The organism is Ornithinimicrobium humiphilum (assembly GCF_006716885.1).
GTDB lineage: Bacteria > Actinomycetota > Actinomycetes > Actinomycetales > Dermatophilaceae > Ornithinicoccus > Ornithinicoccus humiphilus.
Map to the genome: position 1 here is coordinate 1,241,119 of NZ_VFPU01000001.1, position 14,306 is coordinate 1,255,424.

Sequence of the window (14,306 nt, forward strand, 5' to 3'; positions counted from 1 at the left end):
TCTGCGCCCGGGATACCTCTGCCGACTTGGGGCAGGGGCTCGGCGCTGGTAGATTGAGGAGCCGCGTGCGCGCCTGGTCGTGCGCGCAACGCAAGCAGTACCCGCGCCCCGGCCTCGCCCAGGGCACCCCCACGCCGCAATCGGCCGAGGCGCGGTCGTCGCCCTCTACGACACCAGACCAACGACTGAGCAGGAAGACTACTTCGTGGCAAACATCAAGTCCCAGATCAAGCGCGTCAAGACCAACGCCAAGCGCACCGAGCGCAACCGGGCCTACAAGTCCGAGCTGCGCACCTGGATCCGCCGCTTCCGCGCGGCTGCCGAGACCGGTGACCGCGCCCAGGCCGAGGACGCGCTGAAGGTGGCCTCCAAGAAGCTGGACAAGGCCGTCTCCAAGGGCGTCATCCACGCGAACCAGGCCGCCAACAAGAAGTCGGCCATGGCCAAGAAGTTCAACTCGCTCGGCGCCTGAGCACCGAGCAGGGCCGACACAGGGCGCTCATCCCCATCGGGGGTGGGCGCCCTGTGCGCTACCATCGGTGAATCATGACGACCCGTTGCGTGCTCCTCCTTACGCAGCCGCGCTGACGACGCACGACCCAGCGCGGCTCACCCCTCTGCCCGAGGGGCTTTTTTGTGCACCGAGAACCCCGCACGAGCACGAGCAGACGAAGGACTAGGACGAATGAGCGAGCGGATCCCGCAGCACCGCTACACCGCCGAGCTGGCCAACGAGATCGAGGCGCGCTGGCAGGATCGCTGGGAGGCCGACGACGTCTTCCGTTCGGCCAACCCCGCGGGTCCCTGGGCCGAGCCCGACGACCCGCGCCTGGAGCGCGGCCACCGCATGATCATGGACATGTTCCCCTACCCCTCGGGCACGGGGCTGCACGTGGGGCACCCGCTCGGCTTCATCGCGACCGACGTGCACGCGCGCTTCGCGCGCACCACCGGGATGAACGTCCTGCACACCATGGGCTTCGACGCCTTCGGCCTGCCGGCCGAGCAGTATGCCGTGCAGACGGGGCAGCACCCGCGCGTCACCACGGAGCGCAACATGGAGGTCTACCGCCGCCAGCTGCGCCGCCTGGGCATGGGGCACGAGAAGCGTCGCAGCTTCGCCACCATCGACCCTGGCTACTACCGCTGGACCCAGTGGATCTTCACCCAGATCTACGAGTCCTGGTACGACCCGGAGGCGCCGTCGCGCAGCGGCCGCGGCACCGGCCGGGCCCGCCCGATCAGCGAGCTGGTCGCCCAGTTCGAGGCGGGCGAGCGGCAGACCCCTGACGACCGGCCGTGGGCCGAGCTGAGCGCTCCGGAGCGTGCGGCCGTCCTGGACAACTACCGCCTGGCCTACGTCTCGGCGGCGCCGGTCAACTGGTGCCCCGGCCTGGGCACGGTGCTGTCCAACGAGGAGGTCACCGCCGACGGCAAGTCCGAGCGCGGCGACTTCCCGGTGTTCAAGCGCAACCTGAGCCAGTGGATGATGCGCATCACCGCCTACGCCGACCGGCTGACCGACGACCTGGACCGGCTGGACTGGCCGGAGAAGGTCAAGCTGATGCAGCGCAACTGGATCGGCCGCTCCACCGGCGCCACCGTGCGCTTCGACGTGCCCACGACCGAGGCGGGCGTCTGGCCGCTGGAGGTCTTCACCACCCGCCCCGACACGCTGTTCGGCGCCACCTTCATGGTCGTCGCCCCGGAGCACCCGGCCCTGGAGCAGGTCGTGCCGGACGCCTGGCCGGACGGGACCGACCCGCGATGGACCGATGGCGCGCCCGACCCGCGCACCGCGGTCACGGCATACCAGCGGATGGCCTCGACCAAGAGCGACGTGGAGCGCCAGGCCGATGCCAAGTCCAAGACGGGTGTCTTCACCGGCGCCTTCGCCACCAACCCGGTCAACGGCGCCAAGATCCCGGTCTTCGTCGCCGACTACGTGCTGATGGGCTACGGCACCGGCGCGATCATGGCGGTGCCGGGCCAGGACACCCGTGACTGGGACTTCGCGCAGGCCTACGGCCTGCCGATCGTGCGCACCGTGCAGCCGACGGAGGGTCACCCCGAGGACGAGGCGTTCACCGGCGACGGCCCGGCGATCAACTCCTCCAACGACGAGATCAGCCTGGACGGCCTGGGGGTCGCCGAGGCCAAGGCCCGGATCATCGCCTGGCTGGCCGACAAGGGCCTGGGGCAGGAGACGGTCACCTACCGCCTGCGCGACTGGCTGTTCAGCCGGCAGCGCTACTGGGGCGAGCCCTTCCCGATCGTCTGGGACGAGGAGGGCGTGGCGCACACCGTGCCCGACTCCATGCTGCCGATCGAGCTGCCGGACGTGCCCGACTACAGCCCGAAGACCTACGACCCCGAGGACTCCCAGAGCTCTCCGGAGGCGCCGCTGGCCCGCGCCACCGACTGGGTCGAGGTCGAGCTGGACCTGGGTGACGGCCGGGGCGTGCGGAAGTACCGCCGCGAGACCAACACCATGCCCAACTGGGCCGGCTCCTGCTGGTACCACCTGCGCTACCTGGACCCGGCGAACGACGAGGCCCTGGTCGACCCGGCCGTCGAGCGCTACTGGATCGGCCCGCGCCCGGCGCCGGTCGCCGGCGCCCCGGCGGGTGCCGTCGACCCGGGCGGCGTCGACCTGTACGTCGGTGGTGTCGAGCACGCGGTGCTGCACCTGCTGTACTCCCGCTTCTGGCACAAGGTCCTGTACGACCTGGGCCACGTCTCCTCCGAGGAGCCGTTCCGCCGCCTGATCAACCAGGGCATGATCGAGGCCTACGTCTACCGCGACTCCCGCGGCTTCCCGGTGCCCGCCGCCGAGGTCGAGGAGCACCCGTCCCCCGACGGCGGCGCCCCGACCTACACGTGGAAGGGCGAGCCCGTCACCCAGGAGTACGGGAAGATGGGCAAGTCGCTGAAGAACGTCGTCACGCCCGACGAGATGTGCGAGCAGTACGGCGCCGACACCTTCCGCGTCTACGAGATGTCGATGGGCCCGCTGGAGCAGTACCGCCCGTGGGAGACCCGCGCGGTCGTCGGCTCGATGCGCTTCTTGCAGCGGCTGTGGCGCAACGTCATCGACGAGGAGACCGGCGAGGTCGTCGTGGTCGACACGCCGCTGGACGACGAGACCGACAAGGCGCTGCACCGCACGATCGACGGCGTCCGGGCCGACTACGAGGCGCTACGGACCAACACCGCGATCGCCAAGATGATCGAGCTGAACAACCACCTGACCAAGCTGGACCGTGCGCCGCGTGCGGCCGTGGAGCCGCTGGTGCAGATGGTCGCGCCGGTCGCCCCCCACATCGCCGAGGAGCTGTGGTCGCGCCTGGGCCACGAGGGGTCGGTCACCACCGCGCCCTTCCCCGAGGCCGACCCCGCCAAGCTGGTCGAGGACACCGTCGTCTGCGTCGTGCAGGTGCGCGGCAAGGTCCGCGACCGGCTGGAGGTCGCGGCCGACATCGACGCGGTGGCCCTGGAGGAGTTGGCGCTGGCCAGCGAGCGGGTGCAGTCGTTCATCGACGGGGCCCCGGTGCGCAAGGTCGTCGTGCGTGCCCCCGGCCTGGTCAACATCGTCGTCTGAGCCGACGCGGATGTCGCGCACCCAGCTGGTCACCGACGCCACCGCCTGCCTGCCCCGGGGCACGGCGGAGCGGCTCGGCGTGGCCGTCGTGCCCCTGCACGTCACGGTCAGCGGGCGCGGCACCGTGCAGGCGCGCGAGATCACGCCGGCGGAGGTCGCCGACATCCTCGCGACGAGCAGCGCGCGGATGTCGACCTCCCGGCCATCGCCTGGTGAGTTCGTCGACGCCTACCGGGACGTGGCCGAGCGGACCGGCGCGGACACGATCGTCTCCGCGCACCTGTCCGGCGCCGTCAGCGGCACCGTCGAGGCGGCCGAGCTGGCGCGCGACGAGCTCGCGGGCGAGCTGACCGTCGAGGTCGTCGACTCGCGGGTGCTCGGCATGGCCCTGGGGTATGCCGTGTGCGCGGGGGCCGAGGCCGCCGCGTCCGGGGCGGGGGCGGCCGACGTCGCCGAGGTGGTGTCCCGGCACGCCGCCGCGAGCCGGACGTGGTTCTACGTCGACACCCTCGAGCACCTGCGGCGCGGTGGCCGGATCGGGCGGGCGGCCGCCCTCGTGGGCTCGGCGCTGGCGATCAAGCCGCTGCTGACGCTGCGCGACGGCGAGGTGCACCCGGAGGAGCGGGTGCGGACCCGGGCCAAGGCGCTGGCACGGCTCGTCGACCGGGCCGCGGCCGCCGTCGAGGAGGCGCGGGCCGAGGGGCTGGAGGTGCGCATGGCCGTGCACGAGCTGGGGGCGGCCGAGGCTGCCGCCGACCTCGCGGGGACCCTGCAGGAGCGCACCGGGCTCGAACCGCTCGTGACCGAGCTGGACCCGGTCGTCGGCGTGCACACGGGGCCCGGGACGCTGGGTGTGGTCGTCGCTCCCGAGCCGCGATAGGTCGCGCCGACCGGCCGAGAGAGGCACCTGGTGCAGCGCCTGAGCCGCTGAGGCGCCGTCGGCCGCACGCTGGGTCCACACCGCGTCGTCGTCGTCGGGTGTCGTCCACAGTCGTCGTGCGCGGGCTGCTGCACCGGCCGGGGCGTCCCTACGGTCGGGAGCATGAGCACGCGGCCCAGGCGCATCCCCGAGCCACCACCGGACCGGCTCGACCTGCTGCTGCGGAGCGGGACCGACCTCGCGGACAGGTCCGGGCGGACGCCGGCCGTGGAGGAGGAGGTTCTCGAGGAGGACGTCCATGACGACCTCGAGCGTGACCCCCCGGGGCAGGACGTCGCCGGGGTGGTCGACGGACCGGTCCGGGGCAGGCACCGCGACGCGCGGGTCCCCCTGGTCAGCCTTCCCGGGTCGCTGCGCTCGACCGAGCTCCGGGTCGGGACAGGAGCCGTGCGCGGGCTGCTGGTCCTCGCCGTGGTCGCGGTGCTCGTGCTGGGCGGTCGGTGGCTGTGGGCCACGCGCGTCGCGGTCGCCACGCCCGCGGAGCGGGTCGCGACGGCAGAGACGGCCGGCGGTGCCGACGAGGGGCCGGCCGTCGAGGGCGCGGTGGGCGAGGGTGGTGCGGGGGACGGTGGGAGCGAGGGCGCCGGCACCGCTGCAGCGGCCGAGGTGTCCGGGGACTCTCCTGAGGAGACGGGCGAGGCCGCCGGGGAGGCGTCGACCCACGCCGTCCAGCAGCCGCACCTGGTCGTCCACGTGGCCGGGCAGGTGCACGAGCCCGGCGTGGTCTCCGTGCCGGCCGGGTCGCGGGTCGTGGACGCAGTGCGGGCGGCCGGCGGCCTCACCGACGCCGCCGACCAGTCGACGCTCAACCTCGCCCGCCAGCTGGTCGACGGCGAGCGCGTCTGGGTCGGTCGCCCGGGGGAGGAGCCACCCGTGGCGCCCGGACCCCTGCCGGGCGCCGGGCCCGGGGGAGGTGGTGCCGGCGGCGCGGGTGGGTCGGTGGGCGCAGGCGGTCCCGCCGCGCCCCTCGACCTCAACGCCGCGTCGCAGGCCGACCTCGAGGAGCTGCCGGGCATCGGGCCGGTCACGGCGGGGCAGATCCTGGCCTGGCGCGAGGAGCACGGCGGGTTCTCCAGCGTCGACGAGCTGATCGAGATCAGCGGGATCGGGGAGCGAACCCTGGCCAGGCTCGAGCCGCTCGTGATCGTCGGTGGCTGACCGTGGCGGGCGGCGGCGGACCGGTGACATCGCCGTCGACGACCATGCCTCCGCTCCCGGCACGAGGTCGCCCGAGGACGTGCCTGTGGGCGGCGAGGAGGCCCGGCTCGACCTGCGGCTGGTCCTCCCCGCCCTCGTCGCCTGGGCGGTCCTCGTGGCGCTCGTGCCTCGGCCGCCCATCGTGCTCGTCGCGGTCGGCGCGGCCGCCGCGGTGCTGGCGGCCGGCGTCGCTCGATCTGCCCGTCCACGCAGCGAGGTCGTCCGTGGCCAGGTCGCGCTGGCGCTGGCCGCCGTTGCGCTGGTCTGCCTCGCCGGCGGTGCCCACGTCGCGCGGGACCGGGCCGGACCGGTGGCGGCCTGGGCGGAGCAGCGGGCGGTCGCCACCGTCACGGCCACCGTGACGACGGAGCCGCGGGTGATCAGCCGGGGCGACGAGCGCGAACCGCTGGTCGTGCTCGAGCTGCGCCTGCGCACCATCACGGCCCGCGGGCAGGAAGCGCGCACGGCCTCCCCGGTCGTCGTGATTGCCGGCGCAGGGGAAGGCTGGGAGGACCTGCGCTGGCGCAGCACGATCAGGGCCGAGGGCCGGCTGCGGCCGACGGACCCGGGTGAGCGCTCGGTCGCCGTCCTCGTGCCGCGAGGTGCGCCGGTCACGACGGCGGCCCCCGGCCGGGTGCTGAGGGCCACCGACCACGTGCGGGACCGCTTCCGCGAGGCCGTCGACCCGGTCTGGGCGGACGCCCGAGGCCTGGTCCCCGGGCTGGTCATCGGCGACACCTCGCTCACTCCGCCCGATCTCACCGAGGACATGCGGGCGACGGGCATGACCCACCTCTCGGCCGTGAGCGGCAGCAATGTCGCGCTGGTGACCGGCGCGGTCGCCGTGCTGGTCGCGGCCGTGGGTGTCCCGCTGCGCTGGCGGACACCCATCGTGCTGCTGGGGCTCGGCGGGTTCGTGCTGCTCTGCCGGCCGGAGCCCTCGGTGATGCGGGCGGCCGTGATGGGCTCCGTGGGTCTGCTCGCGCTCTCCGCCGCGCGCCGCCGCACCAGCCTTCCCGCTCTCGGGGCAGCGGTCCTCGGTCTGCTGTGCGTGGACCCGTGGCTGGCACGCTCCTACGGCTTCGCCCTGTCCACGCTCGCCACCCTCGGCCTGGTCGTCTGGTGCCGGCCCTGGGGCGACGCCTTCGCCTCCCGGCTGCCGCCGCGGGCCGCCGTCGTGGGCGACGCGCTCGCCGTGCCCCTCGCGGCTCAGGTCGCCTGCGCGCCGGTCATCGTGCTGCTGCAGGGCAGCATCCCGCTCGTCGCCGTCCTGGCCAACCTGCTCGCCGCACCGCTCGTCGCCCCCACGACCGTGCTGGGCGTGCTCGCCGCGGTCGTCTCGCCCCTGTCGCTGCCGCTGGCGACCCTGCTGGCCTGGGCCGCCGCGGTGCCCGCCGAGCTGCTCGGGCGCATCGCCCGAGCGGGCGCGGACGTCCCGCACGGCACGGTGGACTGGGTCGACGGGCCGGCCGGGGCCCTCCTGCTGGCCGCCCTCACCGTCGCGGCACTCGTGACCGGTCCCTGGTGGCGCGACCGGCTGCGGCGCCGGCCGTGGGAGGGCTGCGCGCTCCTCGGGGTGGTGGCCGGCCTGCTCTGGCCCGCCCCGGGCTCTGCCGGCTGGCCGCCACCGGGCTGGGTGGTCGCCGGCTGCGACGTCGGGCAGGGCGACGCCTTCGTCGTCCGGACCGGCCCCGGCGCTGCCCTCGTCGTCGACACCGGCCAGGACCCCGCTCCGGTGACCCGCTGCCTGCGCGACCTCGGCGTCGAGCGGGTCGAGGCCCTGGTCCTCACGCACTTCCACAGCGACCACACCGGCGGGCTGGACGGGGTGCTCGACGTCGCGAGCGTGAGCAGCGCCTACGTGAGCCCCGTCCGGGACCCGCCGGACGTCTCGGCCGCCACGCTCGCCGACCTGACGCGTGCCGGCGTGCCGACGGTCGAGCTCACGGCCGGTGATGTCCTGGAGGTCGGAGCGGCCCTGGTCGAGGTGGTCTCGCCGGGCGACCGACCGGTGGAGGGCGGCTCGCCCGCCAACAACGGCAGCCTCGTGCTCGACGTCACCGTCGACGGCACCCGGCTGCTGCTGACGGGCGACATCGAGCCAGAGGCCGCACGCCGGGTCCGGCAGATGGTGCAGGGACGTGACTACGACGTGCTCAAGGTGGCCCACCACGGCTCGGCCGCGCAGGACGCCGCCCTGGTCACCGGCACCCGGGCCGAGGTCGCGCTGATCGGGGTCGGGGCGGACAACACCTTCGGGCACCCGGCGCCCCGCACCCTCGACCTGCTGCGCTCAGCCGGCATGGTGGTGCTGCGCACCGACCTCGACGGCGACGTCGCGGTCAGCCGCGACGAGGCCGGCCTCGTCGTGCACCGCCGGGACGGCTGAGCGCTCAGCCGGCCGACGACTGCTCGAGCTCGCGCGCCTGCAGCTCCTGGGCGCTCTTGCGCAGCGCCTCGATCGTGACCGCGACGGCCGGCACCCGGATGAGGTCCGGCGTGGTGACGATCTGCACCACGCGGCGAGACGGCGGGGAGACCGGGCGGACGACCACGTCGGGGTGGGAGACCGAGTGGAGGATGAGCTGGGGCGCCACCGCGACGCCGAGCCCGGCGGCGACCAGGCCGAGCACCGCGACGTAGTCCTCGGTCTCGAAGGTCACGTCCGGGGTGAAGCCCGCCTCGTGGGCGAGCGAGAGCAGGTGGCCACGGCACCGGGGACAGCCCGCGATCCAGCGGTCGGCGGCGAGGTCGGCGAGGTTGACCTCGCTCCGCTCCGCGAGCGGGTGGTCCTTGGGCAGCACCAGCTGCACCGGGTCGGTGAGCACGTCGATGACCTCCAGACCCGCGAGGTCGTCCTCGCCGCGGCCGGGGTCGGTGCCCTCGTAGCTGAACGCCACCGCCAGGTCCACGGTGCCCGCGCGCAGCGCCGCCAGCGACTCCGGCGGCTCGGCCTCGGTGAACTTCACCGTGATGGCCGGGTGGCTGGCGCGCAGGGCGGCCAGCGCCCGGGGCACGAGCGTGGCGGAGGAGGAGGGGAAGGCCATGAGGCGCACGTCGCCGCGCCGCAGCCCGGCGATCGCGGAGATGTCGGCCTCGGCCTTGTCCAGGGCCTCGAGGATGTCGTGGGCGTGCCGGGCCAGCACCCGCCCCGCCTCGGTCAGCCGCACCGAGCGGCCGGCGCGCTCGACCAGCACGGTGCCGGTCCGCTCCTCGAGCCGGCGCACCATCTGGCTCACGGCGGGCTGGGTGTAGCCCAGGGCGTGGGCGGCCGCGGTGAACGTGCCCTCGTCGGCGATCGCCTTCATCACCCGAAGGCCGGCAGCATCAAGCATGCCGCGATCATAAGGGCTGCTAATGGTCCGGGGGAAGTTGCGCAGGCAGCTCTGCGAGGGCGGGACGAAGGTCCCCTCCAGGTCCGGACCTCGGCCTCTACTACGAGTAGTAGGAAATTGAGAACCTGAAGTCAGCAGCACAACGGAACAACCAAAGGAGCTGGCTGACATGACCACGCGCACCGAGATCCACGTGGACCCCCACCTTGACGTCGTGGGTGAGGGCAAGCACTTCCTCCCGACCGCGGGCGGTTACCTCCTCGGAGTGATGCGCATCGCGTTCGGCTTCTACTTCCTCTGGGCGTTCGTCGACAAGATGTTCGGCCTCGGCTTCGCCACCCCCGCCGAGCGCGCCGTGGTCAACGGCGGCTCCCCGACCACCGGCTACCTGTCCGGCGTCGAGGGCCCGTTCGCCGGGATGTTCAACGCGATGGCCGGCAACGGCGTCGTCGACGTCCTCTTCATGGCCGGCCTCCTGGGCATCGGTCTCACTCTGATCCTCGGTGCGGGCGCCCGCGTCGGTGCCATCTGCGGAGCCGCGATGTACGCCTTCATGTACCTCGCCTCGCTGCCCACCACGACCAACCCGTTCCTGGACGACCACGTCACCGGCGCGATCGTCATGATCGTCATCGCCACCCTCCCGGCGGCCCGCAACTACCTCGGGCTCGGCACCTGGTGGGCCCGGATCGCCCCGTCCTGGCTGCGCTGACCGGCGATGAGCGCCACGGTGCAGGCCCCCGGGCCGGTACTGGTCGGCGTGGACGGATCGACCAACAACGCCTCCGCGGTGGCCTGGGCCGCCGCGGAGGCGGCGTCGTCCCGAGCGCCCCTGGTGCTGGTCCACGACGACGGGGGCGTCAACGAACCCGCCGGCCGGGCCACCCTGGAGCGGGCCGCCTCGGAGGTGGCCCGGGTCGACCGGGACCGACCGGTCATCCAGGTGCTGACCGCCCAGGGCCCCGCCACCGCCCTCGTCCGCACGGCCGAGGTCATGGAGGCGGGCGAGGACGACGGCGAGCTGGCCGGCAGCGCCACCCTCGTGGTGGGCCGCCGCGGCTCCGGCGGCTTCCGGACCCTGCGGCTCGGGTCGACGGCCCGGTGGCTCGCCACCGTCGACGGCCCCCCGACCGTCATCGTCCCCAGCGGGTGGGACCCGGGCGTGGTCGCGCCCGACGCCCCGGTCGTGGTCGACGTGACCGACGGCGTGGGCGACCACGTCGAGCGCGCGCTGGCCACCGCGATGGCCCGGGCCGACCGCGACGACCGCCCGGTCGTGGCCGTCGCCCCCTGGCACGTCCCCGGCGACGCGGTCCGGACCGAGCTCCCGATCGCCGAGGTCTGGTCCGACCACGCCGACCGGGCCGAACGCGAGCTGGAGGAGCGCCTCGCGCCCTGGCGGACGGCATACCCCCGGGTGCGGGTCGTGGCGGTCGCCACCGACCGTCATCCGGTCGCCGCCCTGCTCGACCACGCGCTCGGCTCGGAGCTGCTGGTCGTCGCCCGCGGACCCACCGCCTGCGCGGTGGTGGAGTACGCCGGATGCCCGGTCGCCGTCGTCTAGGCGACCTCCCCACGGGCAGGGCGCGGCGTCGGGGACGGACCCCCGACGTCGCGCCCTTCGCCGTCCCTCCTGGCACCATGGGACGGTGGACCGGACCCTCGACCTGCGCGCCCTCGGCGAGCCCGTGACGGGTGCCGGGAGCACGCCGCCGCTGCTCGACGGCCCGGTCGACCTCGCCCACACCCTCCCGCCGCCCGGGCCGTTCGACGAGGAGGGGTATGCCGTGCTGCGGGACCTCGTCGCCGAGAGCCGGGTGCTCGTCCTCACCGGTGCGGGCATGTCGACCGCGTCGGGCATCCCCGACTACCGCGGCCCGGACGGGCAGCGGCGGGTGCGGCCCATGCAGCACGGCGAGTTCGTCGGGTCCTCCGAGGCGCGGCAGCGCTACTGGGCCCGCGCGTTCAGCGGCTGGGAGCGCTTCGCCGCCGCCCGCCCCAACGCCGCGCACGCCGCGGTGGCCGGCCTGCAACGGGCCGGGCTGGTCGAGGGGGTCATCACCCAGAACGTCGACGGCCTGCACCAGCGCGCGGGTGCCACCGACGTGCTGGAGCTGCACGGCTCCCTGGGCCGGGTCGTCTGCCTCGACTGCGGGGAGCCGACCACCCGCGAGCAGGTGCACTCGTGGCTGACCGACGCCAACCCCGGCTTCGACCGGCTGGCCGGCGCCGGCGAGGTGCGGCCCGACGGCGACGTCGTCCTGCCCGAGGAGCTGGTCCGCACGTTCCGGGCGCCGCGGTGCCTGGTCTGCGGCGGGGACGCGCTCAAGCCCGACGTCGTCTTCTTCGGCGGGTCCGTGCCCAAGCCGGTGGTCGAGCGGGCCTTCGACCTGCTCGAGCGGTCGCGCTCGTTGCTGGTCCTCGGCTCCAGCCTGCGGGTCATGAGCGGCTACCGCTTCGTGCGGCGGGCCGCCCGCGACGGCAAGCCCGTCGCCGTCGTCACCCGCGGTGAGACCCGGGGCGACGGCGAGCCCGTGGTGCAGCTGGACTGCCTGCTCGACCAGGTGCTCCCGCGCCTGCTCGCCGACGTCGCACCGGGTGCGGACTTGGCGTCCTGACCACCGATGTGGTGTGCTCGTAGACGGCCGTCCTCGCGGCGGCCATCGAGCCAGGAGGACACGTGATCTCGCAGGAGCAGCTCAACGCCCTGTACGACGCAGAGGTCGTCGACCAGGACGGTGAGAAGGTGGGCGCCATGGGGCAGGTCTACCTCGACAACAAGACGGGGGAGCCCGCCTGGGTGACCGTCCGCACCGGGCGGTTCAGCGGACGGAAGGTCTTCGTCCCGCTGTCCAGCGCCGAGATCGTCGACGACCAGATCCGGGTGCCCTACCCGACCGCGATGATCAAGGACGCGCCGGACATCCCGTGCGACCGGCACCTGTCCGAGGACGAGGAGCAGGACCTCTTCGAGTACTACGCGGTCGACGACGGGCCGGCCCCCTCCGCCTGACGCCGGACAGCACAACGCCGCCCCGGTCGAGGTGGGGGCGGCGTTGCGGTAGCGGGAGGACGTCACCTGCCGGTGGCAGCCAGACGTGTGCGGTGCGCCTCCGCGCAGGTCAGACGCGGCGCAGGACCGCGGTGACCTTGCCCAGGATGACGGCGTGGTCGCCGTCGATCGGCTCGTAGGCCGGGTTGTGCGGCATCAGCCAGACCTTGTCGTCGCGCCGCTTGTAGGTCTTGACCGTGGCCTCGTTGTCGAGCATCGCCGCGACGATGTCGCCGTTGACCGCGGTGGGCTGGCGGCGGACCACGACCCAGTCGCCGTCGCAGATCGCCGCGTCGACCATCGAGTCGCCGACCACCTTGAGCAGGAAGAGCTCGCCGTCACCGACGATCTGGCGCGGCAGCGGGAAGACGTCCTCGACGGCCTCCTCGGCCAGGATCGGCCCGCCGGCGGCGATGCGGCCGACGACCGGGACGTAGGACGCCTCCGGCCGGGCGTCGCCGATGCCCGTCTCGTCGTAGGCCTCGGGGGTGCCGGCCTCCTCCGGCGCGGGGGAGCGGCGGTAGCCCGAGCCCTCCGTCCCGCCCGGCGTGACGACCTCGATCGCCCGGGGACGGTTGGGGTCGCGACGCAGGTAGCCCTTGCGCTCGAGCATCTTGAGCTGGTGGGCGACCGAGCTCGGTGAGGTCAGGCCCACCGCCTCGCCGATCTCGCGCAGGCTCGGCGGGTAGCCCCGCGCGTCGACCGAGTCGCGGATCACCGCGAGCACGCGGCGCTGCCGGTTGGTGAGCTCGGCGCCGCCGTCGCGGTCCGGCATCTCGTGGATGGTCGCCATGGTCCGTCCCTGCCTTCTCTGGCTGCCAGGTCCCGGCCGTCAGGCCAGGTCAGAGGTGGTGTCAGAAGTCTTCATCGGGCCGTCCCACCGGGTGTGTCGGTGCTCGGTGATGAAGTCCCTGACATGAGCACACACTACGAGCCGGGAGCGCGTCGGGCAAACACCTGTTCGACCGGCGTGTCGACTTTCTCGTACATCCGTGCTAGACATAGCACAGACGTGCTATCGCACACGCGTCCGAGGATCCCGAGGAGGACCCACATGAGCACCGCTGCTGTCGACTTCCTGCCCGCCCCGTCGGGTGCTGCTCCGCGCCGGTCCGGTGGTCACCTGCGTCTCGTCCCCGCGGGCGAGCGGGCACCGCGCCCCGCCCCGCTGCGGATCACGCGCCGCGGTCGCCTGGCCCTGACCACCGCGGGCGCCGCGCTGGTCCTGCTGCTCGCCCTGGCCTCGCTGCTGAGCTCGCTCAGCCCGGCCGGAGCCACGAGCGCCGTGGTCGTCGAGCCCGGCATGACGCTCTCGCAGATCGCGGCCGTGCACCTGCCCGACCGTCCGCTCGACCGGGCGATCGTGGACATCCAGCGGGCCAACCGCCTGAGCACCACCGACATCGCCGTGGGCCAGGAGCTGGTCATCCCCGACGGGCGCTGACCCGGCCGGGCGCGGGCCGGGGATCACCCCGGCCGACCGGTTCCGACGACGACAGCAGGAGACCCCGGCCGGTGGCCGGGGTCTCCTGCTGTCGTCGGGGACGGCGAGGCTCGACGGGAGCCCCCGCCGGTCTCAGCCCTGCGGCGCCTGGTCGCCGGTCTGCGACGAGATCGCGTCCCAGACGACCGGGAGCTGCTCGGAAGAGATGAAGTAGCCCGTCAGGTGCGGGTCGAACATCAGCCCGCCGATGCCGGAGACCCGGTAGGTCTCCCCGGAGGCCACGACCTCCGCCGGGGGCAGCGCGATCGCGCGCAGGTCCTCGTCGACGCCGATCATGCCGTTCTGCACGGCGAAGTGGCGGGCCCGCTCGGCGTTGGTGAAGGTGAGCAGCATGAGCTGGCCGTCGATCTCCGCGGCGGCGGGCGACTCGGTGCCCTCGTCGCCGACGGCGATGAACCACCAGTGGGGCAGGGCCATGGTGGCGCGCCAGAGCTCGGTCATGCCCTGCTGGTCCTCGGGGCCTTCGACACGGGCGGCGAGCAGGTCGGTCTCGGTCTGCGCCGGGGGGAGGAGGTCGCCGGGGACGGCCGCTCCCGCCCCGGGCTCGGCGGCCCCGGGGGTCTCGGCGGTGGCGGCGGCCTCGGGACGGCGGCCCTCGTAGATCGAGTCGCCGTCGGCGGGCTCCTCGCCCTGGAACGGCATCGACGTGGGGTCAGTCATGGGCCTATCCGACCACA

13 protein-coding genes are annotated in these 14,306 nt (G+C 73.9%); 10 read left to right on the top strand and 3 right to left on the bottom strand.

Annotated elements, in window-relative coordinates; genetic code table 11:
• Positions 1-205: 205 nt before the first annotated feature.
• The 5 genes from rpsT (at position 206) to FB476_RS05755 (ending at position 8,127) form a co-directional block, all read left to right on the top strand.
• Positions 206-472: a 30S ribosomal protein S20 gene (rpsT, locus tag FB476_RS05735; protein ID WP_141817932.1), complete on the top strand. Its 267-nt coding sequence runs from the start codon at positions 206-208 to the stop codon at positions 470-472.
• A 213-nt stretch (positions 473-685) separates the two neighbouring features.
• Entirely contained in the window at positions 686-3,601 is a 2,916-nt protein-coding gene (gene leuS / locus FB476_RS05740; protein WP_141817933.1) for a leucine--tRNA ligase, read from the top strand.
• A gap of 10 nt (positions 3,602-3,611) precedes the next feature.
• Entirely contained in the window at positions 3,612-4,481 is an 870-nt protein-coding gene (locus FB476_RS05745) for a DegV family protein (RefSeq protein WP_141817934.1), read from the top strand.
• Between the two features lie 162 nt (positions 4,482-4,643).
• The gene (locus FB476_RS05750; RefSeq protein ID WP_141817935.1) at positions 4,644-5,699 is read left to right on the top strand and encodes a helix-hairpin-helix domain-containing protein; all 1,056 of its coding nucleotides are present in this window, start codon (positions 4,644-4,646) and stop codon (positions 5,697-5,699) included.
• An 85-nt stretch (positions 5,700-5,784) separates the two neighbouring features.
• On the top strand, positions 5,785-8,127 hold the full coding sequence (locus FB476_RS05755) for a ComEC/Rec2 family competence protein (RefSeq protein WP_141817936.1): 2,343 nt from the start codon (positions 5,785-5,787) through the stop codon (positions 8,125-8,127).
• 4 nt (positions 8,128-8,131) lie between these two features.
• Here the strand turns inward: FB476_RS05755 and FB476_RS05760 are convergent, their stop codons facing one another.
• Complete coding sequence (locus FB476_RS05760; protein ID WP_141817937.1) at positions 8,132-9,073, bottom strand: LysR family transcriptional regulator; 942 nt, start codon at positions 9,071-9,073, stop codon at positions 8,132-8,134.
• 169 nt (positions 9,074-9,242) lie between these two features.
• Here FB476_RS05760 and FB476_RS05765 point away from each other — a divergent pair, with 169 nt between their 5' ends.
• The 4 genes from FB476_RS05765 to FB476_RS05780 all read left to right on the top strand — a co-directional run bounded on the left by FB476_RS05765 (position 9,243) and on the right by FB476_RS05780 (position 12,086).
• Positions 9,243-9,785, top strand: coding sequence for a hypothetical protein (locus FB476_RS05765; protein ID WP_202876912.1), 543 nt, complete (start codon positions 9,243-9,245; stop codon positions 9,783-9,785).
• Positions 9,786-9,791: 6 nt separating this feature from the next.
• A complete protein-coding gene (locus FB476_RS05770) occupies positions 9,792-10,637 on the top strand; it encodes a universal stress protein (RefSeq protein WP_141817938.1) in 846 nt (281 codons plus the stop codon).
• A gap of 85 nt (positions 10,638-10,722) precedes the next feature.
• The gene (locus FB476_RS05775; RefSeq protein WP_420359350.1) at positions 10,723-11,691 is read left to right on the top strand and encodes an NAD-dependent protein deacetylase; all 969 of its coding nucleotides are present in this window, start codon (positions 10,723-10,725) and stop codon (positions 11,689-11,691) included.
• Positions 11,692-11,753: 62 nt separating this feature from the next.
• Positions 11,754-12,086, top strand: a complete 333-nt coding sequence (locus FB476_RS05780; protein ID WP_141817939.1) for a PRC-barrel domain-containing protein — start codon at positions 11,754-11,756, stop codon at positions 12,084-12,086.
• Between the two features lie 109 nt (positions 12,087-12,195).
• On the opposite strand, the gene lexA is transcribed toward FB476_RS05780, so the two are convergent.
• Positions 12,196-12,918, bottom strand: a complete 723-nt coding sequence (lexA, locus tag FB476_RS05785) for a transcriptional repressor LexA (protein WP_141817940.1) — start codon at positions 12,916-12,918, stop codon at positions 12,196-12,198.
• Between the two features lie 261 nt (positions 12,919-13,179).
• On the opposite strand from lexA, the gene FB476_RS05790 reads away from it, so the two are divergent.
• The gene (locus FB476_RS05790; protein WP_170233537.1) at positions 13,180-13,569 is read left to right on the top strand and encodes a LysM peptidoglycan-binding domain-containing protein; all 390 of its coding nucleotides are present in this window, start codon (positions 13,180-13,182) and stop codon (positions 13,567-13,569) included.
• A 132-nt stretch (positions 13,570-13,701) separates the two neighbouring features.
• Here FB476_RS05790 and FB476_RS05795 read toward each other — a convergent pair whose 3' ends face one another.
• Positions 13,702-14,289 carry a hypothetical protein gene (locus tag FB476_RS05795; RefSeq protein WP_141817942.1) on the bottom strand — a complete coding sequence of 196 codons (588 nt, stop codon included), beginning with the start codon at positions 14,287-14,289 and terminating at the stop codon, positions 13,702-13,704.
• Between the last annotated feature and the right edge of the window lie 17 nt (positions 14,290-14,306).